Below are 21,229 nucleotides of genomic sequence, written 5' to 3'. Positions count from 1 at the left end.
CCCCGGCATCCGGACGCCGGGCGTCCTGCCCGCGAGCGCCGGGCCCCGCGAGCGGCAGCGGCGCCGCCGCGGTCCTGACCGGCCCCTCTTCTCCGGGACGGGGGGCCGGTGTCCGGTCACAGGGCCTTGGCGGCCGGCTTCACCATCCCGCGCACGGTGCGGGACTTCACGAAGTCGCCGAGCGCGGTCATCTCCCACTCGCCCGAGAACTGCCGGATCAGCTTCGCCATCATCACGCCGGTCTGCGGCTCGGCGGAGGTGAGGTCGAAGCGGACCAGCTCCTCGCCGGTCGCGCCGTCCAGCAGCCGGCAGTACGCCTTGGCGACCTCGGTGAACTTCTGCCCGGAGAAGGAGTTGACCGTGAAGACCAGGCCGGTGACCTCCTGCGGGAGCCGGCCGAGGTCGACGCTGATCACCTCGTCGTCGCCGCCGCCCTCGCCGGTGAGGTTGTCACCGGAGTGCTGGATGGCGCCGCCCACGATCTGGAGCTTGCCGAAGTAGCAACTGTCGATGTGGTTGCGCTGCGGGCCGTAGGCGATGACCGAGGCGTCCAGGTCGATGTCCTTGCCGCCGTAGGCCGGCTCCCAGCCGAGGCCCATCCGGACCGTGGAGAGCACCGGGCGACCGCCCTTGACCAGGGAGACCGTCTGGTTCTTCTGGAGGCTGACGCGGCCCTTGTCCAGGTTGACCTTGCCGGTGCCGGGCGCGGGGGCCGGGGGCGCGGCGGGCGCGGCCGGCGGGGCGGCGGGGGCGGTGACCGGCGGGGGCGGGGGCTGTACGGCGGCGGGAGGCGGGGCGACCGGCTGGGCGGCCGGGGCGGCCGGTTCCTCGACCGAGACGCCGAAGTCGGTGGCGATGCCCGCGAGGCCGTCGGCGTAGCCCTGGCCGACGGCGCGGGCCTTCCAGGCGCCGTTGCGCAGGTAGATCTCCACGATCACCAGGGCGGTCTCGGTGCCCAGCCGCGGGGGCGTGAAGGTGGCCAGCACGGAGTCGTCGTCGGCGTTGCGGATGGTGGCCGTGGGTTCGATGCCCTGGAAGGTCTGGCCGGGGGCGTCGGGGCTGGCGGTGACGACGATCTTCTCGATGCCCGGGGGCACGGCGCCGGTGTCCACCGTGATCGCGTCGGGGGCGGTGCCGCCGCCGGAGCGGTACGTCACGCCCTGGCCGGTGGGCTGGTTGTAGAAGATGAAGTCGTCGTCGGAGCGCACCTTGCCGTCGGCGGTGAGCAGCAGGCCCGATACGTCGAGCCGCACGGGCGCGGCGACGTCCACCGTCACGCGGGCGGCGGGGAGAGGGATGTTCGAGCCGGGGGTCATGACTGTCATGCCGGGTGAACGAGCGAGGGCGTTTTACCGTTCCCTTACCGTCGTCCGAACGGTCAGCCGGGGGGTTCCCGCCCCCGCCGCCCCTGCCCTTCCCGTCCTCCAGGAGGCTCTGCCCCCTGGACCCCCCGCTCCCCGAACGCCGGAGGGGCTGATTCTTCGGCCCGCCCGGCGTCGACGGCTACGGCACGACCACGATCTTGCGGCCCACCCCCGCCGCGAACTGCTCCAGGGCCTGCGGGTAGCGGTCCAGGGGGAGGCGGTCGCTGATGAAGACGTCGGGGTCGAGGACGCCGCCCGCGAAGAGTTCCGCCGCGCGCTCGTAGCTGTGCAGGACCGCCATCGAACCGGTGATGGTGATCTCCTGGTTGTAGATGCGGTACGGGTCGATCCGCACCCGTGTCGCGTAGTCGGCGACCCCGAACTGAAGAAACGTTCCGGCTTTGCCGACCCGGCCCAGGCCGTCCTGGATCGCCGCCGCGTTGCCCGTCGCGTCGATGACCAGGTCCCAGCCCTGGGGGCGGTCCAGTTCGTCCGCCGACGCGGCCGACGCCGAGGCGCCCAGGCTGCGGGCGGTCTCCAGGCGGGCCGGGTTGACGTCGACCACGTCGACGCCGGCCGCGCCGGTCCGCTTGGCCAGTTCCAGCATCATCAGGCCCATCGTGCCGGAGCCGTAGATCAGGACGTGGGCGCCCAGGCGGGAGCGCAGCACGTCGTAACCGCGCACCGCGCAGGACAGGGGCTCGATCAGGGCCGCGTCCTGGGTGCGCACGTGCTCGGGGAGCTTCACGCAGTTGGCGACGGGCGCCACCGCGTACTGGGCGGCGCCGCCGGCCGTCGTGACGCCGATGCCTCCCCAGCGTTCGCACAGGTTGTTGTGGCCGTCGCGGCAGTAGCGGCACTCGTAGCAGTACAGGGAGGGGTCCACCGCGACGCGGTCGCCGACCGTGACCTCGGTGACCCGAGTGCCGACGCCGACCACCTCGCCCGCGAACTCGTGGCCCGGCGTGATCGGCAGCTTCGGCGCGAACTCGCCCTGGAGGATGTGCAGATCGGTGCCGCACAGGCCGCAGGCGGCGACCTGGACGACGACCTCGCGCGGCCCTGGCGTCGGGTCGGGGACCTCGGTGACGACGGCGCGGCCCACGGACTCGATGACGGCGGCCTTCATTTCACGGCTCCCAATGACAGGCCCTGGACCAGCTTGTCCTGGGCGGCGAACCCCGCGGCGAGCACCGGCAGGGAGATGACGAGCGACGCGGCGCACACCTTGGCCAGGAACAGGCCCTGGCTGGTGATGAAGCCGGTCAGGAAGACGGGGGCGGTCTCGGCGACCACGCCGGTCAGCACCCGGGCGAAGAGCAGCTCGTTCCAACTGAAGATGAAGCAGATCAGGGAGGTCGCGGCGATGCCCGGCAGGGCGATGGGGGCGACGACCCGGGCCAGGATCACCGGCAGCCGGGCGCCGTCCACCCGGGCCGCCTCGATCACGGCGACCGGCACCTCGGCGAGGAAGGACTGCATCATCCACACCGCGATCGGCAGGTTCATGGAGGTGTAGAGGACGACCAGCAGCCAGATGTTGTCGAGCAGGCCGGTGTTCTTGGCGAACAGGTAGATCGGCAGCAGACCCGCGACCACCGGCAGCATCTTGGTGGAGAGGAAGAAGAACAGCACGTCCGTCCACTTCCGCACCGGCCGGATGGACAGCGCGTACGCGGCCGGCAGGGCGAGCAGCAGGACGAACAGGGTGGAGGCGACCGACGCCACCGCCGAGTTGACCAGCGACGGCCAGGGGCTGGCGCCGCCCCCCGAGCCGAAGAACTCCCGGTAGCCGTCCAGGGTGAGGGCGGCCGCGAAGGACGGCGGGTTGGTGGCGGCGTCCTCCTCCGAGTGGAAGGAGGTCAGGGCCATCCACGCGATGGGCAGGAAGAAGACGACGCCGGCCAGCCAGGCCACCAGGCCGAGGCCGTTTCTGCGGATGGCGCTCATGCGCGGGACACCTCCTCGCGGAACAGGGACGACACCACGCGCAGCGCGAAGGTCGCGATGACGATGGAGCCGATGACGACCAGGACGCCGGCGGCCGAGGCGAGGCCGTTCTCGTGGGCCTGGTAGAAGCTCTGGTAGACGGTGTAGGGCAGGTTGGCGGTGCCCAGGCCGCCGGAGGTGAGGGTGAAGACGGCGTCGAAGTTCTGCACGATGTAGATCGAGCCGAGCAGGGCGCCCAGTTCGAGGTAGCGGCGCAGGTGGGGCAGGGTGAGGTGGCGGAAGATCTGCCAGTCGCTCGCCCCGTCGACCCGGGCGGCCTCGATCTGCTGCTGGTCGCGGCTCTGCAGGCCGGCCAGCAGGATCAGCATCATGAACGGCGTCCACTGCCACACCAGTGACGCCTCCACCGCGAGCAGCGGGGTGTCGGAGATCCAGTCCGGCTGCGGGCCGCCGACGTAGTGCAGCAGGCCGTTGAGCAGGCCGTACTCGGGGTTGTAGAGCACGTGCTTCCACAGCAGCGCCGCGGCGACCGGGACCACCAGGAACGGGGCGATCAGCAGGGTGCGCACCAGGCCGCGGCCCCGGAACCTGCGGTCCAGGAGCAGTGCCAGGGCCAGCCCCAGGACCAGGCTGGCGAGCACCACCGCGACGGTCAGCAGGATCGTGGTCCACACCGACTTGCGCAGATCGGCGTCGGAGAGGACCTCGCCGTAGTTGGCGAGGCCGGTGAAGCTGCGGGCGTCCGGATAGAGGCTGTTCCAGTCGAAGAAGGAGATCACCAGCGTGGCCACGAACGGCAACTGGGTGACCGCGATCATGAAGACGAGGGCGGGCAGCAGCGGGGCGCGGGTGGCCCAGGCGCGCAGCCTGGTGGACGGCGGCCGGGCGGGGGTGCGGACGTCGGGGGCGGCCGCGGGGGCCGTGGTGGTGGCGGTCATCGTCCCTCGTACTCCTTGGCGATCTCCTCGGCGAGTGCCTGGGACTTCTTCAGGGCCGACTCGACGGACTGGCGTCCGGCGATGGCCGCGCTGATCTCCTGCGAGACCTTGGTGCCGAGATCGGTGAACTCGGGGATGCCGACGAACTGGATGCCGGGCGCGGGGCGGGGCTGCACGCCGGGGTCCTTGGGCCGGGCGCCCTCGATGGCCTTCCTGGTCATCTCCTGGAAGGCGGCTGCCTCCGCCCGGTAGTCCGGGTTGTCGTACGTGGAGGCGCGCTTGCCGGCCGGGACGTCGGACCAGCCGACCTTGTCGCCGACCAACCGCTCGTACTCCTTGCCGGAGGCCCAGGAGACGAACTTCCACGCCTTGTCGGGGTTGCGGGACGCCTTCTGGATGCCCCAGGCCCAGGTGTAGAGCCAGCCGGCCGAGTCGGTCTTCTCGACGGGGGCGGGGGCGTAGCCGACCTTGCCCTTGACCGGGGACTTGGCGGACTCCAGGGAACCGGCCGCGGAGGTGGCGTCGTACCACATGGCGACCTCGCCCTGGGTCATGTTGTTCAGGCACTCGGCGAAGCCGGCCTGGGCGGCGCCGGACTCGCCGTGCTCGCGGACCAGGTCGACATAGAACTTCGTCGCCTTCTCGAACTCGGGGGAGTCCAGGCGGGCCTTCCAGTCCTGGTCGAACCAGGTGCCGCCGAAGGTGTTCACCACGGTGGTCAGCGGGGCCATGATCTCGCCCCAGCCGGGCAGTCCGCGCAGGCAGATGCCCTTCATGCCGGGCTCGGCACCGTCCAGTCGCGCGGCGATGCCGGCGATCTGCGTCCAGGTGGGGCGGGCCGGCATGGTCAGGCCCCGCTTCGCCAGGACGTCCTTGCGGTACATCAGGAAGGACGACTCGCCGTAGAAGGGCTGGCCGTAGAGCCTGCCGTCGTCGCCGGTGAGGGACTCGCGCATCGGCCCCAAGACGTCCTGCTCGTCGTAGGCGGTGTCCTCGGCGACGTAGGAGTCCATCTCGCGCAGCCACTCGTTGCGGGCGTAGATGGGGATCTCGTAGTTGGAGAGGGTGGCGACGTCGTACTGGCCGGCCTGGTTGGCGAAGTCCTGGCTGATCTTGTCGCGGACGTCGTTCTCGGGCAGGACGGTGAAGTTCACCTCGATGCCGGTCTCCTTGGTGAAGTGGCCGGCGGTGAGCTTCTGCAACTGGACCATCTGGGGGTTGTTGACCATCAGGACGTTGATGGCGTCGCCGCCGGACCCGGCTCCGCCCGCCCCGGCCCAGCAGCCGGAGAGCAGCGGGGCGAGCAGCGTCCCTGCGGCGGCCGCGGCGAGTGCGGCTCGCGGCCTCCGTCGGCTCGGGGTTCGCATGGATCGCTCCTGAACGTAAGGGGACATATGGGGCACGCGGGGGTGTGGACGTGCCCTGGGGGAGGGTGGGCCGGTCGGTCAGACGCGGATGACCTGGGGGCCGAGCAGGGCGTAGCGGTGCGCCTCGGAGGAGGGCAGGAGGGTGCTGGTGACGATCGCCTCCAGGGTGCCGACCTCGCCGAACCGGCAGAAGCTGACCGCCCCGAACTTGGTGTGCACGCCCGCGAACACGGTGCGGCGCGCGGCCCGGATCGCCTGCGCCTTGACCTCGCTGACCGCGGGGTCGGGGGTGGTCAGGCCGTGTTCGCGGGAGATGCCGTTGGCGCCGATGAAGGCCAGGTCGATGACGAAGCCGGCCAGCATCTTGGTGGTCCAGTGGTCGACCGTGGCGAGCGTCCCCGGCCGGACCCGGCCGCCGAGCAGCAGCACCGAGGTGTCACCGTGCCCGGCGAGCGCCCCGGCGACCGGCAGGGAGGCGGTGACCACGGTCAGCGGGCGGTCCCGGGGCAGGGCCTCGGCGATGAGCTGGGGGGTGAAGCCCTCGTCGACGAAGACCGTCTCGGCGTCCCCGAGCAGCGCGGCGGCCGCGGCGGCGATCCGGCGCTTCTCGGGCACGTGGCTGGTGGCGCGGAAGGCGAGGGTGGTCTCGAACCCGGCGCTCTCCACCGGGTACGCCCCGCCGTGCGTGCGGCGGACCAGGCCGTGGTCCTCCAGGGCGCGCAGATCGCGCCGGACGGTCTCCTTGGCGACCTTGAGGCCGGCCGCGAGGGCGGTGACGTCGACCGAGCCGGTGGCTCGGGCGATGCGTACGATCTCGCGCTGGCGTTCTTCCGCCGTCCTCGTGCTCACGTCCCCACCCGTCTCACGCGCGTCCTTGCCCGTTCGGGCCCGGTGCGGCCCGTGGGGGAAGTTCTACAGCGGGGGCGCGGCGCGGACCAGGTCTCCTGCGGGGAGGATGATGCCCGCTTGGGCCCGGTTCGGCCGGGGGGTGACCGCCGCGGACCTGGGGCGCGGCGACGCGGGGGCGTGGGATCGGGCGGCGCGGATGCCCGAATGCCGGAGCGGACGGGCCCGATCGCTGCCCGTCCGCTCCGTCCGGCGCTGTGACCCGGTCAGTACGGCCAGATCGGCGGGTCGGTCACGAAGTGGCCGCCCAGGTAGGCGTGGGCCGGGTCGTCCGGGTCCAGTTCGCCCTGTTCGGCGATGAGTTCGGCGGCGTACGCCTCGGAGTCGTCGCACGGCTGGTAGCCGAGCGCCCGCGCGGTGCCGAGGTCCCACCACAGGCGGGTGTTGGCCGAGGAGCCGTAGACGACGGTGTGGCCGACGTCCTCCGCGGTCAGGGCGGCGTGGAAGAGGCGGGCGCCGTCGGCGGGGCTCATCCACACCGACAGCATCCGCACGCTGGTCGGCCGGGGGAAGCAGGAGCCGATGCGGACCGAGACGGTCTCCAGGCCGTGCTTGTCCCAGTAGAACTGGGCGAGGTCCTCGCCGAAGGACTTGGACAGGCCGTAGAAGGTGTCCGGGCGGCGCGGGGTGTCGACGGGGATGAGCGGGTCGTCGCCCTGCGGACGGGGCGTCCAGCCGACCGCGTGGTTGGAGGAGGCGAACACGACGCGCCCGACGCCCTCCTCGCGGGCGGCCTCGTAGAGGTGGTACGTGCCCTCGATGTTGGCCTTGAGGATCTTCTCGAAGGGGGCTTCCAGCGAGATGCCCGCGAGGTGGATGATCGCGTCGACGCCCCGGACCGCCTCGCGGACGGCGGCGGCGTCGCCGAGGTCCGCGGTGATCGCGTCCGGCTCGCCCTCGATCGGACGCACGTCGAACAGGCGCAGCTCGTAGCCGAAGGCGGGCAGCAGGTTCCGCATCAGGGTGCCGAGTCCGCCGGCGGCGCCGGTGAGCAGAACGGTGCGGGGAGCGGGCATCCTCGGGTCTCCTTGGGTCGACCGTGTGCACATGCGCGTACGCCATTCACAAGCGTGGACACGCTAAGGAGTGGCGTCGGGACCCGTCAAGTCTCCCGTCGAAACCGCGAAACCGCTGGTGTGTCGGGCGTGAGCACGCTTGACCGGCCTCCGGGAGGCGGCTTAGCGTGAGTCTGTTCATAAATGTGGACACAGATCATGAATATGGAATCGATGGAATCGGGAGCGCCCGTGACGTCAGCCCCTCTCGCCGTTCGACTCACCGTCCCCAGTGGCCCGTTGTTCTTCCCCGTCACGGCATACGGCCCCGGCGGCGAGGTCGACCTCGACGTCTTCCGCGCCCACGTCCGCCAGGGCGTGGCGGCGGGCGCCGCCGCCGTGTTCGCCTGCTGCGGCACCGGGGAGTTCCACGCCCTCACCCCCGAGGAGTTCCAGACCTGCGTCCGCGCGGCCGTCGAGGAGACGGCGGGCCGCGTCCCCGTGGTGGCCGGCGCCGGGTACGGCACCGCGCTCGCCGTGCGGTACGCGCGCCTGGCCGAGGAGGCCGGCGCCGACGGACTGCTCGCCATGCCGCCGTACCTGGTCGTCGCCGGACAGGAGGGCCTGGTCCGGCACTACCGGGAGGTGGCCGCGGCGACCTCCCTGCCGGTCGTCGTCTACCAGCGCGACAACGCCGTGTTCACCCCGGCGAGCGTCGTCGAACTCGCCCGCACCGAGGGCATCGTCGGCCTCAAGGACGGCGTCGGCGACCTGGACCTGATGCAGCGGACCGTCAGCGCGGTGCGCGCCGAGGTCCCCGGCGACTTCCTGTACTTCAACGGGCTGCCGACCGCCGAACTCACCCAGCTCGCCTACCGGGGCATCGGCGTCACGCTGTACTCCTCCGCCGTGTTCTGCTTCGCCCCCGAGATCGCCCTCGCCTTCCACCGGGCGCTGCGCACCGGCGACGACGCCACCGCCCACAAGCTGCTGGACGGCTTCTACCGGCCGTTCGTCGAACTGCGCGCCCAGGGCCGCGGTTACGCCGTCTCCCTGGTCAAGGCCGGGGTGCGGCTCGGCGGCCTGGACGTGGGGGAGGTGCGGCTCCCGCTGCACGAGCCGAGCGAGGATCATGTCAAGCAGCTCGCCCGGCTGACCGAGCGCGGACACGCGCTCCTGGAGGAGGCCCGGTGAAGGCATCGGCGTTCGTCTACCCCTGGGACGTCAACGGCGATCCGGGCGCCGCACGGACCGTCGCGGACCTCGGCGTGGAGCAGGTGACGCTCGCCGCCGCCTACCACTCCACCCGTGCCCTCACCCCCCGCCACCCCCGGCACCGGGTCGTCACCGCCGAGCACGCCGCCGTGCTCTACCCGCCGGACGACCGCTGGGCCGGCCGCGGGCTGCGCCCCTACGAGGCCGGTGCCTGGGCGCCCGGCGACGCGTACGGGGAGGCCGCCGCCGCGCTCGCGGACGCGGGCCTGGAGGTGCACACCTGGGTCGTCCTCGCCCACAACTCCCGCCTGGGCGCCGAGCACCCGGAGACCTCGGTCGTCAACGCCTACGGCGACCGCTACCCCTGGGCGCCGTGCGTCGCGCGGCCCGCCACGCGTGCGTACCTCGTCGACCTGGCCGCCGAGGCGGCGGTGCGGCCCGGGGCGCGCGGCACCGAACTGGAGTCCCTCGGCTGGTACGGGCTCGCCCACCTGCACGCCCACGACAAGACCGGCGGGGTCGGCCTCGGCGACGCCGGGCAGTACCTGATGTCGCTCTGCTTCTGCCCCGACTGCCGGGCCGGGTACGGCGGGCAGGGCCTGGACCCGGGCGAACTGGCCGCCGCCGTGCGCGAGGCGCTGGAGCCGGTGTGGCGGGGGACGGCGCCGTCCGACGGGGGCTGGGCGGGCGTGGAGAAGCTGCTCGGCGAGACGCGGGCGCATGCCACGCGCGTGTGGCGGGACACCACCGCGCGGAGCCTCCAGGAGGCGGCGGTCGGCGCGGTCCGGGCCGCGGCTCCCGACGGTTTCCAGGTACTGCTGCACGCCGATCCGGTGTCGTACCGCTGCGGGGCGAACGCCGGGGTCGACCCCGCGCACATCCTCGGTGTCGCGGACGGCGTGGTCGTGCCCTGCATGGGCGGGCCGGAGCTGCTCGCGCCGTTCGCGGAGCACGCCCGCGAGGGGACGGTCCTCGCCGCCAACCTCACGATCGTCTCCGGGATGGGCGGCAGCCCGCGCACTCTCGCCGCGGACCTCGCGGGGGCGCGGGCGGCGGGGGCGACGGAGCTGCGGCTGTACCACGCGGGGCTGGCGTCGGACGCCGACCTGGAGGGGGTGCGTTCCGCGCTGGCCGCGCGCTGAGGGTGGTTGATCGCCGCGGGGGCCCGGGTCGTTCGCCGACCGCGGGCCCGTCGTGGTCGCCCGCGCCCCTTCGGGGGCGCGTTCCGCTGTCACCCCGGCTTTCTTTGCCGGAAGCATTGACGAAACATCACGGCGCTTCTACCTTCAACGCGTCGTACTTCGTACGTCATATATGAGACGCGATACGCGAGATCCCATACGTGAGATCCGATACGCGATTCGACGCGATTCCGAGAGGCGCGCATGACCTCTGTGCCCACGCCGATCCCCTCCCGCACGCAGTACGTGCTGGAGGAGATCAAACGCCGCATCCTCACCGGGAAGCTGACCCCGGGTCAGGCCCTGGTGGAGACCGAGCTCGCCGCGCAGTTCGGGGTCTCCAAGACCCCGGTCCGCGAGGCGCTGAAGACGCTGGCCGGCACCGGACTGGTCGTGATGAGCCAGTACAAGGGCGTCACGGTGCGCATGGTGGACGCGGACATGGCGCGCGAGGTCTACGACGTGCGACTGCTCCTGGAGCCCGAGGCACTCAAGCGCGCCGTGTGCCGCGGGGCCTCCCTGGACGCCGCGCGGGACGCCCTGGCCCGCGCCGACCGGGCGACGGACACCGCCGAACGGTCCCTGGCCAACCGCGAGTTCCACCGCGCCCTGTACCTGCCGTGCGGCAACCCGCTGCTCGGCCGGATGCTCGACGAGGTCCGCGACCAGGCGGCCCTCGTCTCCGCCGTCGCCTGGGCCGCCGACCCCTCCTGGGAGCGGGAGGCCGACGAGCACCAGGAGATCCTCCGCCTGGCCCTCGCCCGCGACGCGGACGGCGCCGCACGCGCCCTGCACGCACACATCGCGTCGTTCGTCGATCGGGCCTTCCCCCACTCCGCGGCCCACGAAGAGGACGGTCAGGCATGACAAGGACGTTCGAGACCCAGCGCGCGGCCCTGGCCGACGTCGTGGCCATCCCGGTGACCCCGTTCGCCGAGGACGGCACCGTCGACCCCGCCACCCACCGGGCCCTGCTGCGCCGGCTGCTCGACGCCGGCATCACCACCCTCACGCCCAACGGCAACACCGGCGAGTTCTACGCCCTCACCCCCGCCGAGCGCGGCCTGGTCACCGAGCTGACCGTCGAGGAGGCCGGCGACCGCGCCGCGATCCTGGTCGGCGTCGGCCACGACGTGCCCACCGCGGTCGCCTCCGCCCGGCACGCCCGCGACCTCGGCGCCACCATGGTGATGGTCCACCAGCCCGTCCACCCCTACGTCTCCCAGGCCGGCTGGATCGACTACCACCGGGCCGTCGCCCAGGCCGTACCCGAACTGGGCGTGGTGCCCTACATCCGCAACGCGCAGCTCACCGGCGCCCGCCTCGCCGAACTCGCCGACACCTGCCCCAACGTCATCGGCGTGAAGTACGCCGTGCCGGACGCGGCGAAGTTCGCCGCCTTCGCCCGCGACGCCGGCCTGGACCGCTTCGTGTGGATCGCCGGACTCGCCGAGCCGTACGCCCCCTCCTACTTCTCCGCCGGCGCCACCGGCTTCACCTCGGGGCTGGTCAACGTCGCCCCCGCGGTCTCGCTGAACATGATCGAGGCGCTGCGGGCCGGCGACTACCCGGCCGCCATGAAGGTCTGGGAGCAGATCCGCCGCTTCGAGGAGCTGCGCGCCGCCAACGGCTCCGCCAACAACGTCACCGTCGTCAAGGAGGCCCTCGCCTCACTCGGCCTGTGCCGCCGGGAGGTCCGCCCGCCCAGCTTCCCGCTGCCCGAGAGCGAGCGCGCCGAGGTCGCCGCCATCGCCGCCGGATGGTCCATATGAAGACACCCGAGCAACTCCGCAGCCACCAGTGGTACGGCACGGACGGACTGCGTTCCTTCAGCCACCGCGCCCGCACCCGCCAGCTCGGCTACCTGCCCGAGGAGCACCTCGGCAAGCCGGTCGTCGCGATCCTCAACACCTGGTCCGACATCAACCCCTGCCACGTCCACCTCCGCGACCGCGCGCAGGCCGTGAAGCGGGGCGTGTGGCAGGCGGGCGGCTTCCCGCTGGAATTCCCGGTCTCCACGCTCAGCGAGACCTTCCAGAAGCCGACCCCGATGCTCTACCGCAACATGCTCGCCATGGAGACCGAGGAACTGCTGCGGTCGTACCCGGTGGACGGGGCGGTCCTGATGGGCGGCTGCGACAAGTCCACGCCCGCCCTGCTGATGGGCGCCGCCAGCGTCGACCTGCCGGCCGTGTTCGTGCCCGCCGGGCCGATGCTCCCCGGGCACTGGCGGGGCGAGACCCTCGGCTCCGGCACCGACATGTGGAAGTACTGGGACGACAAGCGGGCCGGGCTCATCGGCGACTGCGAGATGCAGGAACTGGAGAGCGGCCTGGCCCGCTCGCCCGGCCACTGCATGACGATGGGCACCGCCTCCACGCTGACCGCCGCCGCCGAGGCCCTCGGTGTCACGGTCCCCGGCGCCTCCAGCATCCCGGCCGTCGACTCCGGGCACGACCGGATGGCCGCCGCGGCCGGACTGCGCATCGTCGAACTCGTCCGCCAGGACCGCAAGCTGAGCGACATCCTCACCGCGGACGCCTTCGAGGACGCCGTCACCACCGTCCTGGGCCTCGGCGGCTCCACCAACGCCGTGATCCATCTGATCGCCATGGCCGGCCGGGCGGGCGTCAAGCTCACCCTGGACGACTTCGACCGCATCGCCCGCACGGTCCCGGTCCTGGCCAACGTCCGCCCCGGCGGCCAGAAGTACCTCATGGAGGACTTCCACTTCGCCGGCGGACTGCCCGGGTTCCTCTCCCGCATCACCGACCTGCTCCACCTGGACCGGCCCACGGTGTCCCACGACACGCTGCGCGAACAGCTCCAGGGCGCCCTGGTCCACGACGACGACGTCATCCGGCCCCGCGGCAACCCGGTCGCGGCCGAGGGCGGGGTCGCCGTGCTGCGCGGCAACCTCTGCCCCGACGGCGCCGTGATCAAGCACATCGCCGCCGAACCGCACCTGCTGCGGCACACCGGCCCCGCCGTCGTCTTCGACGACTACCGGACCATGCAGCGCACCATCAACGACCCCGCCCTCGGCATCACCGCCGACAGCGTGCTCGTCCTGCGCAACGCCGGTCCCAAGGGCGGCCCCGGCATGCCCGAGTACGGGATGCTGCCCATCCCCGACCACCTGCTCAAGCAGGGCGTCCGCGACATGGTCCGCATCTCCGACGCCCGGATGAGCGGCACCAGCTACGGCGCCTGCGTACTGCACGTCGCCCCCGAGTCCTACGTCGGCGGCCCCCTCGCCCTGGTCCGCACCGGCGACCTGATCACCCTCGACGTCGAGGCCCGCACCCTCCGGCTCGAAGTGGACGACGCCGAGCTGGAACGCCGCCGCGCGGGCTGGACCCCGCCCCCGGCCCGGTACGAACGCGGCTACGGCGCCCTCTACAACGAACAGATCACCCAGGCCGACACCGGCTGCGACTTCGAGTTCCTCGCCCGTCCGGGCACCGTGCAGGACCCGTACGCCGGCTGACCCCAACCCCCCGGCACAAAAGCACCACCGCACACCCCTGCACCCGGAGAAAGCGCTTCCTGCACGACCCACGCACGACGTACCGAGAAACGGAGAACAGTCATGGCCCAAGCCGCAGCCGTGGCGAAACCGCCCGCGCCAGCGAGGCGGCGCCGTGCCTCCGCCACACCGCGCAGGCTCCCTTACCTGCTGATCGCCCCGGCGGGTCTGCTGATGCTGGGCTTCATCGCCTACCCGGTCATCAGCGTCTTCTACTACAGCCTCCAGGAGTACAACCCCACCAAACCGTGGCGGAACGGCTACGCGGGCTTCGACAACTTCACGAAGATCTTCACCGACGACCCGGTCTTCTGGGACACCCTCGTCTTCAGCGCCAAATGGGTCTTCGTCGAGGTCGGACTGCAGCTCCTGTTCGGACTCGCGCTGGCCCTGATCGTCAACCAGACCTTCGTGGGCCGGGGCCTGGGCCGCGCCCTGGTCTTCTCGCCCTGGGCCGTCTCCGGCGTCCTGACCTCCGCGATCTGGGTGCTGCTCTACAACTCCCAGACCGGCGTCACCCGCTACCTCGCCGACATGGGCATCGGCTCCTACGGCACCAGTTGGCTGTCGGACACCTCCACCGTCTTCTCGGCGGCGGTGGTCGCCGACCTCTGGCGGGGCGTGCCCTTCTTCGCGATCCTCATCCTCGCCGACCTCCAGTCCGTCTCCAAGGACCTCTACGAGGCCGCCGAGGTCGACGGGGCCAGCCGGATCAAGCAGTTCTGGCACATCACGCTGCCGCACCTGAAGGACGCGATCATCCTGTCCACGCTGCTGCGCGCGGTGTGGGAGTTCAACAACGTCGACCTGCTCTACACCCTGACCGGCGGCGGACCCGCGGGCGAGACCACCACCCTCCCGCTGTACATCGCCAACACCTCCGTCGAGTCCCACGACTTCGGCTACGCGTCGGCGCTGACCACCGTCGCGTTCGTGATCCTGCTCTTCTGCTCGATCATCTACCTGCGGCTGAGCAAGTTCGGAGGCGACAACAAGTGATCACCAAGGAAGCCACGGTGGCCGCCCCCGCCCCCGCCCCGGCCGCCCCCGCCCCCTCGCGCCCCTCGAAGAAGCGCCCCTCCTGGGACGAGGTCCCGCGCTGGCAGATCTATCTGCCGCTCGGCATCTACCTGGTCTTCACCCTCATCCCGTTCTACTGGATTCTGCTGTTCTCCCTGCGCCCGGCCGGCTCCACCTCCCTGGTGCCCTGGCCGATCACCTTCGACCACTTCGAGAAGGTCTGGACGGAACGCAGCTTCGGCACCTACTTCGGCAACAGCGTCCTGGTCGGCCTCGCCACCCTGGTGATGACCACGGTCGTCGCGCTGGCCGGCGGCTACGCCCTCGCCCGCTTCGACTTCAAGATCAAACGGGCGTTCATGCTGGCGCTGCTCTGCTCCCAGTTCGTGCCCGGCGCGCTGCTGCTGGTCCCGCTGTTCGAGATCTTCGCCAACCTGCAGATGCTGAACTCGCTGGGCAGCGTCATCATCGCCGAGACGGTCTTCCAGTTGCCGCTGTCGATGATCCTGATCAGCAACTTCATCAAGAACGTGCCGTACTCCCTGGAGGAGGCCGCCTGGGTCGACGGCTGCGGCCGGCTGCGGGCCTTCCGCATCGTCGTCCTGCCGCTGCTGCGCCCCGGTCTGATCGCGGTGGGCTCCTTCGCCTTCGTGCACTCCTGGAACCACTTCCTGTTCGCCCTGATGTTCCTCAACAACCAGAGCAAGCAGACCATCCCGGTCGGCCTCAACACCCTGATGAGCGCGGACAGCGTCGACCTCGGCGCGCTCGCCGCGGGCGGCATCATCGCGGCCGTCCCCGTCGTGATCGTCTTCGCCTTCATCCAGAAGTGGCTGATCACCGGCTTCAGCGCGGGGGCGGTGAAGGGGTGAACCCGATTCCCGTCGTCCTCGCCGGCGCCCGCGGCCACGGCCGCTGGCACGTCGCCAACCTGCGCCGCCTCCAGGGCGCGGGCCTGGTCCGCCTGGCCGGCATCTGCGAGCTGACCCCCCTCACCGAGGAGGAGTACGGCGCCGAACCGCCCGAGCAGTCCGCCGACCTCGGCGCCCTGCTGGACTCCACCGGCGCCCGGATCGCGGTGATCTGCACACCGATCCCGACCCACACCGACCTGGCGCTGACCGCCGCCCGCCGGGGCGTCCACCTGCTGCTGGAGAAGCCCCCGGCGCCGTCCTACGCCGAGTTCCGGCGGATGGCCGACGGGGTCGCCGAGGCCGGCGTGGCCTGCCAGATCGGGTTCCAGTCGCTGGGCTCGCACGCCGTGCCCGCGATCCGGGACCTGGTCGCCCGGGGCGCCATCGGCGAGGTCACCGGGATCGGCGGGGCCGGCGCCTGGGTCCGCGACGAGGCGTACTTCCGGCGGGCGCCCTGGGCCGGGCGGCGCCGGATGGGCGGCGCCGACGTGGTCGACGGGGCGCTGACCAACCCCCTCGCGCACGCCGTCGCCACCGCCCTGGCGCTGGGCGGCGGCACCCGCGCCGAGGACGTCACCCTCATCGAGACCGAGCTGAACCGCGCCAACGACATCGAGGCCGACGACACCTCCTGCGTCCGGGTCACCACCGCGGCGGGCCCGCGGATCACCGTCGCCGCCACCCTGTGCGCCGAACGCGCCGACGAGCCGTACGTCCTGGTGCACGGCACCCAGGGCCGGATCACCTTCTGGTACAAGCAGGACCGCGTCCTGCTCCAGCGGGCCGGCCACGGCCCCGAGGAGTACGAGTACGGCCGCACCGACCTGCTGGAGAACCTCCTCGACCACCTGACCACCGGCGCCGCCCTGCTGGTGCCGCCGGAGACGACCGGCGCCTTCATGCGGGTCGTCGAGGCCATCCGGCGCGCCCCCGACCCCGAGCCGCTGCCCGCCTCCGCCTGGCACCGGATCGACACCGAGCGCCGCCGGGTGGTCCCCGGCGTCGACGCCCTGGTCGCGGGCGCCGCCGACACCCTCGCCCTCTACTCCGAGCAGGGCGCCCCCTGGGCGCCGCCCGTGCGGCACCCGCAGAAAGAGGTGAGCACCCGATGACCGGCACCGACTCCCCGGTCCTGCGCGTCGCGGGCCGCCCCGTGGCCCGGTACGTGGTCCGGCCCGAGCTGCCCGCCCGGCTCTCCCCGCGCCCGTACCTGCACCCCGTCACCACCCTGGCCGGCACGGCGGTCACCGAGTCCGGCCCCGCCGACCACCTCCACCACCTCGGCGTCGGTGTCGCCGTCCCCGACGTCGAGGGGCACAACTTCTGGGGAGGGCGCACCTACGTCCGCGACCGGGGCCCGACCGAGCTGGACAACCACGGCACCCAGCGGCACACCGCCTTCCAGCTCCGCGACCCCGACGGGTTCGTGGAGGAACTGCGCTGGGTCGCCGCCGGTGCCGAACTGCTCCGCGAGCGCCGTACCGTCGCGGCCACCGAACTCACCGACCGGGCCTGGGCGCTGGACCTCACCTTCTCCCTCACCAACGTCACCACGGGCGCCCTGACCATCGGCAGCCCCGCCACCAACGGCCGGCCCGGCGCGGCCTACGGCGGGTTCTTCTGGCGGGCCCGCAAGGAGGCCACCGCCCCGGAGGTCTTCACCGCCGGCCGTGAGGGCGAGAAGGAGGTCCACGGCACCGCCGCCGACTGGCTGGCCCTGACCGGCTCCGCCTGGTCCCTGGTCTTCGCCGGCGCCACGCTGCGCACCCGCCGCGACCCGTGGTTCGTACGCACCGAGGAGTACCCGGGCGTCGGCTCCTCCCTGGCCCACGACGAACGGCTCACCGTCGAGCCCGGCGACACCCTGGTCCGCCGGATCGTCACCGTCGTCGCCGACGGCCGCCTGGACCGGCAGGACGCCGCCGCGCTGGTCCGCAAGGCGGTGACCACGTGACCACGTACACCAACCCGGTGCTGAACGCCGACTGGTCCGACCCGGACGTGGTCCGCGTCGGCGACGACTTCTACCTGACCGCCTCCAGCTTCGGCCGGGTCCCCGGCCTGCCCCTGCTGCACTCCCGGAACCTGGTCGACTGGACCCTCGTCGGCCACGCCCTGGACCGCCTCGAACCGGCCGCCGCGTTCGCCGTGCCCCGGCACGACTGCGGGGTGTGGGCGCCGTCCCTGCGCCACCACGCCGACCGCTTCTGGATCTTCTGGGGCGACCCCGACCACGGCGTCTTCCAGGTCAGCGCCCCCGAGATCCGGGGCCCCTGGACCCGCCCGCACCTGGTGAAGGCCGGGCGGGGCCTGATCGACCCGTGCCCGCTGTGGGACGACGAGACCGGGGAGGCGTACCTCGTGCACGCCTGGGCCCGGTCCCGGTCCGGCGTCAAGAACCGGCTCACCGGCCACCGGATGCACCCCGACGGCACCGGACTCCTCGACGACGGCAAGGTGATCGTCGACGGCGACCGCATCCCCGGCTGGTTCACCCTGGAGGGCCCCAAGCTCTACCGCCACGACGGCTGGTTCTGGATCTTCGCCCCCGCCGGGGGCGTCGAGACCGGCTGGCAGGGCGCCTTCCGCTCCCGCGACTTCTTCGGACCGTACGAGGAACGGGTCGTCCTGGAGCAGAAGGACACCGACGTCAACGGCCCCCACCAGGGCGGATGGGTGCGCACGGCGGCCGCGGAGGACTGGTTCCTGCACTTCCAGCAGCGCGGCGCGTACGGCAGGGTCGTCCACCTCCAGCCGATGCGCTGGGACGCTCAGGGCTGGCCGGTCCTCGGCGACGACGGCGCTCCCGTCGGCTCGCACCGGCGTCCCGCGCTGCCGCCGCAGGTGCCGGCCGCGCCCGCCACCGACGACGACTTCCCCGGCGGACGGTACGGCCGCCAGTGGCAGTGGACCGCCAACCCCCGCGAGGGCTGGGCCACCCAGCACTCCGGGGACGGGCTGCGGCTGACCTGCGTCCGCTCGGCCGACGCGCACGACCTGCGCCGACTGCCGAACGTCCTCACCCAGCGGCTGCCCGGCCTGCCCGGCGCGGTCGAGGTCGAACTCCGCCTCGACAGCGAGGAACCCGGCGCGCGGGCCGGGCTGGCGGTCCTCGGGGACGCGTACTGCTGGATCGGGCTCCAGCGGGGCGCGGACGGAGCGGTGCACCTGGTGCACCGGTTCGCCGAGACGGTCGCCGACGCCGAACGGGACGCCGGCCACTCCCGGCCCGCCCCGCGAGGACGCGTCCGCCTGCGCGTCGAGCTGGGCGCCGGGGCCCGCTGCCGGTTCACCTACGACCTCGGCGAGGGCCCGCGCCCCTCCGGCCAGGTCTTCGCCGCCACCCCCTGGCGCTGGGTCGGCGCCCTGCTCGGCCTGTTCGCGCTCGCCCCGGACGGGGCGGGACACGCCGGCACCGCCACGTTCACCCGGTTCCGGATCACCACCACCCACTGACTTCCCCCCACGCCCCTGGCACGGCACGTGCAACCTCGCTCGACTCATCCGCTCGATCTCGAAGAAGAGAGCCGACCAATGAAGACCAGCAATCGCAGCAGCAGCCCCCGCAGGCGCCGGACGTCGGCCGCCGTCGCCCTGGGCGCCGTACTCGCGCTGACCGCCACCGCCTGCGGAGACGACGGCAGCGGAGCGGGTGGCGACAAGGGCGCCGAGGGCAGCGGCAAGGGCAAGATCGTCTTCTGGGACAACAACGGCGGTGTCCGCACCGACGTCTGGAAGACGATCATCGCCGACTTCGAGAAGGCCAACCCGGACATCGACGTCGAGTACGTCGGGATCGCCTCCACCGAGTACCAGTCCAAGGTCGACACCGCCATCCAGGGCGGCGGCCTGCCGGACGTCGGCGGTGTCGGCGCGGCCATGCTCGCCGGGTTCGCCGCGCAGAACGCGCTGGACCCGCTGGACGACCGGCTCGCGAAGTCCGCCCTGGACGGCAAGCTCAACGAGGACATGGTCGAGTCGCTGAAGGCGGCCGGCGGCGGCGACGGCACGCTGTACTCGGTGCCGACCTCCGCCAACAACGGCGTCCTCTACTACCGCACCGACCTGTTCGACAAGGCCGGCCTGAAGGAACCCACCTCCTGGGACGCGTTCTTCGAGGCCGCCGAGAAGCTCACCGACAAGGGCAAGAACCAGTTCGGCTACACCATCCGCGGCGGCGCCGGCTCGATCGCCCAGGCCCTGGACGCGATGTACGGCCAGTCCGGCATCACCTCGTTCTGGGACTCCTCCGGCAAGAAGACCACCCTCAACGACCCGAAGAACGTGGAGGCGCTGGAGAAGTACGCCGCCCTCTACAAGAAGGTCACCCCCGCCGCCGACCTCAACAACGACTTCACCAAGATGGTCGCGCAGTGGGACTCCGGCACGATCGGCATGCTCAACCACAACCTGGGGTCGTACCAGGACCACGTGAAGGCGTTCGGCGCGGACAAGTTCCGCGGCATTCCGCAGCCGGTCGGCTCCACGGGCAAGCGGGTGCAGGTCTCCAACCCGGTGGACGGGCTCGGTCTGTTCAAGAGCAGCAAGAACAAGGAAGCCGCCTGGAAGTTCATCGAGTTCGCCACCTCGCACCAGCAGAACTCCAAGTTCAACGAGTCGGCGGGCCAGGTGCCGGCCAACAACGACGCGGCGAAGGACGCGTGGATCTCCAAGGCGGAGCCCACGAAGCTGGCGGCCGAGGCGCTGACCGACGGTTCCACGACGATCGTGCAGTTGCCGTACTACCTGCCGGACTGGAACACCGTCTCCAAGGCCGACAACGAGCCGAACTTCCAGAAGGTGCTGCTCGGGAAGATGACGGCGAAGGCGTTCCTGGACGGGATGGCCGAGGAGCTGAACGCGGCGCAGGCGGAGTGGGACGAGCAGAAGGGGTGATCCTCTTCGGTTCCGCCGCGGGCGGTCCGTGGTTCTCGGACCGCGGGCCGTCCGTGGTCGACCGCGCCCGCCCGGCGCAGCCGCACATCGATCCAGCCCCGCGCCCCTGGTCGTTCCGTTCGCCCTCGCCGAAAGGTTCACCGGCATGTCGCTCAGCCGCAGACAGCTCACCTCGGCCGCAGTCGCCTCCGTTCCGCTCGTTCTCGCCGGTGCCGGTGCCGCTCGCGCACATGAATCGCGGACGCTCCACATCGCCGGGGATTCCACCGCCGCCCAGAAGTACGCCGACGCCGCGCCCGAGACCGGGTGGGGAATGGCCCTGCCGTTCTTCGTGCGGAAGGGAATGCCCGTCGTCAACCACGCGGTGAACGGGCGGAGTTCGAAGAGCTTCGTCGACGAGGGGCGGCTGGAGGTGATTCTGGGAGAGATCCGGCCGGGGGACCTGCTGCTCGTGCAGTTCGGGCACAACGACGAGAAGAAGGAGGACCCCTCCCGGTACACCGAGCCCTGGTCGACGTATCAGCAGTACTTGCGGATGTACGTCGACGGGGCCCGGGACCGCGGTGCGCGGCCGGTGCTGGCCACCTCCGTCGAGCGGCGCCGGTTCGACGCCGCGGGGACCGCGCAGCCCAGCCACGGGGAGTACCCGGCGGCGGTACGGGCGCTCGCCGCCGAGGAGGGCGTGGCGCTGCTGGACGTGCAGGCGCTGTCGCTGGCGCTGTGGCAGCGGCTCGGCGCGGAGGCGACCAAGACGTACTTCAACTGGACCGCGACCGAGCAGGACAACACGCACTTCAACCCGCCGGGCGCGATCGAGGTCGCCCGGATCGTCGCGCGGGAACTGCTGCGCACCCGTGTACTGGCCCACCGGGACGTGCGTCGGCTGGACGCCGACATCCCCGTGTCCTGGATCGACTGGCCCGCGTAACCCACAGAATCTTCGCAGAAGGAGAG

Annotated in this window: 19 protein-coding genes; 12 read left to right on the top strand and 7 right to left on the bottom strand. The window is 72.0% G+C overall.

What is annotated here, in order from left to right; genetic code table 11:
- Window positions 1–116 precede the first annotated feature (116 nt).
- The 7 genes from ACFY32_RS07425 to ACFY32_RS07395 all read right to left on the bottom strand — a co-directional run bounded on the left by ACFY32_RS07425 (window position 117) and on the right by ACFY32_RS07395 (window position 7,541).
- Window positions 117–1,316 carry a TerD family protein gene (locus ACFY32_RS07425; protein ID WP_390673771.1) on the bottom strand — a complete coding sequence of 400 codons (1,200 nt, stop codon included), beginning with the start codon at window positions 1,314–1,316 and terminating at the stop codon, window positions 117–119.
- 187 nt (window positions 1,317–1,503) lie between these two features.
- Window positions 1,504–2,493, bottom strand: coding sequence for a zinc-dependent alcohol dehydrogenase family protein (locus ACFY32_RS07420; RefSeq protein WP_390673651.1), 990 nt, complete (start codon window positions 2,491–2,493; stop codon window positions 1,504–1,506).
- A complete protein-coding gene (locus ACFY32_RS07415) occupies window positions 2,490–3,314 on the bottom strand; it encodes a carbohydrate ABC transporter permease (protein WP_359200656.1) in 825 nt (274 codons plus the stop codon). The genes ACFY32_RS07420 and ACFY32_RS07415 overlap by 4 nt, the downstream gene beginning before the upstream one ends.
- Complete coding sequence (locus tag ACFY32_RS07410; protein WP_359200654.1) at window positions 3,311–4,252, bottom strand: sugar ABC transporter permease; 942 nt, start codon at window positions 4,250–4,252, stop codon at window positions 3,311–3,313. The genes ACFY32_RS07415 and ACFY32_RS07410 overlap by 4 nt, the downstream gene beginning before the upstream one ends.
- A complete protein-coding gene (locus ACFY32_RS07405; RefSeq protein ID WP_390673650.1) occupies window positions 4,249–5,619 on the bottom strand; it encodes an ABC transporter substrate-binding protein in 1,371 nt (456 codons plus the stop codon). Before ACFY32_RS07405 ends, ACFY32_RS07410 begins: the two co-directional genes overlap by 4 nt.
- Window positions 5,620–5,697: 78 nt before the next feature.
- Window positions 5,698–6,468 carry a DeoR/GlpR family DNA-binding transcription regulator gene (locus tag ACFY32_RS07400; RefSeq protein WP_359200650.1) on the bottom strand — a complete coding sequence of 257 codons (771 nt, stop codon included), beginning with the start codon at window positions 6,466–6,468 and terminating at the stop codon, window positions 5,698–5,700.
- A gap of 263 nt (window positions 6,469–6,731) precedes the next feature.
- Complete coding sequence (locus ACFY32_RS07395) at window positions 6,732–7,541, bottom strand: NAD(P)-dependent oxidoreductase (RefSeq protein WP_359200648.1); 810 nt, start codon at window positions 7,539–7,541, stop codon at window positions 6,732–6,734.
- A gap of 231 nt (window positions 7,542–7,772) precedes the next feature.
- On the opposite strand from ACFY32_RS07395, the gene ACFY32_RS07390 reads away from it, so the two are divergent.
- The 12 genes from ACFY32_RS07390 (at window position 7,773) to ACFY32_RS07335 (ending at window position 21,203) form a co-directional block, all read left to right on the top strand.
- Window positions 7,773–8,714, top strand: a complete 942-nt coding sequence (locus tag ACFY32_RS07390) for a 5-dehydro-4-deoxyglucarate dehydratase (protein ID WP_359200646.1) — start codon at window positions 7,773–7,775, stop codon at window positions 8,712–8,714.
- Window positions 8,711–9,877, top strand: coding sequence for a hypothetical protein (locus ACFY32_RS07385; protein WP_390673649.1), 1,167 nt, complete (start codon window positions 8,711–8,713; stop codon window positions 9,875–9,877). The genes ACFY32_RS07390 and ACFY32_RS07385 overlap by 4 nt, the downstream gene beginning before the upstream one ends.
- Before the next feature lie 243 nt (window positions 9,878–10,120).
- Window positions 10,121–10,783 carry a GntR family transcriptional regulator gene (locus tag ACFY32_RS07380; protein WP_390673648.1) on the top strand — a complete coding sequence of 221 codons (663 nt, stop codon included), beginning with the start codon at window positions 10,121–10,123 and terminating at the stop codon, window positions 10,781–10,783.
- On the top strand, window positions 10,780–11,688 hold the full coding sequence (locus tag ACFY32_RS07375; protein ID WP_390673647.1) for a dihydrodipicolinate synthase family protein: 909 nt from the start codon (window positions 10,780–10,782) through the stop codon (window positions 11,686–11,688). Before ACFY32_RS07380 ends, ACFY32_RS07375 begins: the two co-directional genes overlap by 4 nt.
- Window positions 11,676–13,406, top strand: a complete 1,731-nt coding sequence (araD, locus tag ACFY32_RS07370; RefSeq protein ID WP_359200638.1) for an L-arabinonate dehydratase — start codon at window positions 11,676–11,678, stop codon at window positions 13,404–13,406. Before ACFY32_RS07375 ends, araD begins: the two co-directional genes overlap by 13 nt.
- A gap of 102 nt (window positions 13,407–13,508) precedes the next feature.
- On the top strand, window positions 13,509–14,444 hold the full coding sequence (locus tag ACFY32_RS07365) for a sugar ABC transporter permease (RefSeq protein WP_359200636.1): 936 nt from the start codon (window positions 13,509–13,511) through the stop codon (window positions 14,442–14,444).
- Window positions 14,441–15,337: a carbohydrate ABC transporter permease gene (locus tag ACFY32_RS07360; protein ID WP_359200634.1), complete on the top strand. Its 897-nt coding sequence runs from the start codon at window positions 14,441–14,443 to the stop codon at window positions 15,335–15,337. Before ACFY32_RS07365 ends, ACFY32_RS07360 begins: the two co-directional genes overlap by 4 nt.
- Window positions 15,334–16,491 carry a Gfo/Idh/MocA family protein gene (locus ACFY32_RS07355; RefSeq protein ID WP_390673646.1) on the top strand — a complete coding sequence of 386 codons (1,158 nt, stop codon included), beginning with the start codon at window positions 15,334–15,336 and terminating at the stop codon, window positions 16,489–16,491. Before ACFY32_RS07360 ends, ACFY32_RS07355 begins: the two co-directional genes overlap by 4 nt.
- A complete protein-coding gene (locus ACFY32_RS07350; RefSeq protein ID WP_359200630.1) occupies window positions 16,488–17,333 on the top strand; it encodes a PmoA family protein in 846 nt (281 codons plus the stop codon). Before ACFY32_RS07355 ends, ACFY32_RS07350 begins: the two co-directional genes overlap by 4 nt.
- On the top strand, window positions 17,330–18,835 hold the full coding sequence (locus ACFY32_RS07345; RefSeq protein ID WP_390673645.1) for a family 43 glycosylhydrolase: 1,506 nt from the start codon (window positions 17,330–17,332) through the stop codon (window positions 18,833–18,835). Before ACFY32_RS07350 ends, ACFY32_RS07345 begins: the two co-directional genes overlap by 4 nt.
- Window positions 18,836–18,913: 78 nt before the next feature.
- Window positions 18,914–20,275: a sugar ABC transporter substrate-binding protein gene (locus ACFY32_RS07340; protein ID WP_359200626.1), complete on the top strand. Its 1,362-nt coding sequence runs from the start codon at window positions 18,914–18,916 to the stop codon at window positions 20,273–20,275.
- A gap of 145 nt (window positions 20,276–20,420) precedes the next feature.
- Window positions 20,421–21,203: a rhamnogalacturonan acetylesterase gene (locus ACFY32_RS07335; RefSeq protein WP_359200624.1), complete on the top strand. Its 783-nt coding sequence runs from the start codon at window positions 20,421–20,423 to the stop codon at window positions 21,201–21,203.
- Window positions 21,204–21,229: the final 26 nt, after the last annotated feature.

This window comes from Streptomyces sp. NPDC000134 (assembly GCF_042899225.1).
Lineage (GTDB): Bacteria > Actinomycetota > Actinomycetes > Streptomycetales > Streptomycetaceae > Streptomyces.
The sequence above is the reverse complement of the archived record's forward strand: the minus strand, read 5'-3'. Positions and strand labels throughout refer to the sequence as shown.

Excerpts from the sequence above, each read along its gene's own strand:
- ACFY32_RS07425 (WP_390673771.1), bottom strand. The coding sequence starts at position 1,316 with ATGACCCCCGGCTCGAACATCCCTCTCCCCGCCGCCCGCGTGACGGTG.
- ACFY32_RS07375 (WP_390673647.1), top strand. The coding sequence starts at position 10,780 with ATGACAAGGACGTTCGAGACCCAGCGCGCGGCCCTGGCCGACGTCGTG.
- ACFY32_RS07395 (WP_359200648.1), bottom strand. The coding sequence starts at position 7,541 with ATGCCCGCTCCCCGCACCGTTCTGCTCACCGGCGCCGCCGGCGGACTC.
- ACFY32_RS07340 (WP_359200626.1), top strand. The coding sequence starts at position 18,914 with ATGAAGACCAGCAATCGCAGCAGCAGCCCCCGCAGGCGCCGGACGTCG.
- ACFY32_RS07365 (WP_359200636.1), top strand. The coding sequence starts at position 13,509 with ATGGCCCAAGCCGCAGCCGTGGCGAAACCGCCCGCGCCAGCGAGGCGG.
- ACFY32_RS07350 (WP_359200630.1), top strand. The coding sequence starts at position 16,488 with ATGACCGGCACCGACTCCCCGGTCCTGCGCGTCGCGGGCCGCCCCGTG.
- ACFY32_RS07335 (WP_359200624.1), top strand. The coding sequence starts at position 20,421 with ATGTCGCTCAGCCGCAGACAGCTCACCTCGGCCGCAGTCGCCTCCGTT.
- ACFY32_RS07420 (WP_390673651.1), bottom strand. The coding sequence starts at position 2,493 with ATGAAGGCCGCCGTCATCGAGTCCGTGGGCCGCGCCGTCGTCACCGAG.
- ACFY32_RS07380 (WP_390673648.1), top strand. The coding sequence starts at position 10,121 with ATGACCTCTGTGCCCACGCCGATCCCCTCCCGCACGCAGTACGTGCTG.
- ACFY32_RS07405 (WP_390673650.1), bottom strand. The coding sequence starts at position 5,619 with ATGCGAACCCCGAGCCGACGGAGGCCGCGAGCCGCACTCGCCGCGGCC.
- ACFY32_RS07415 (WP_359200656.1), bottom strand. The coding sequence starts at position 3,314 with ATGAGCGCCATCCGCAGAAACGGCCTCGGCCTGGTGGCCTGGCTGGCC.
- ACFY32_RS07410 (WP_359200654.1), bottom strand. The coding sequence starts at position 4,252 with ATGACCGCCACCACCACGGCCCCCGCGGCCGCCCCCGACGTCCGCACC.
- araD (WP_359200638.1), top strand. The coding sequence starts at position 11,676 with ATGGTCCATATGAAGACACCCGAGCAACTCCGCAGCCACCAGTGGTAC.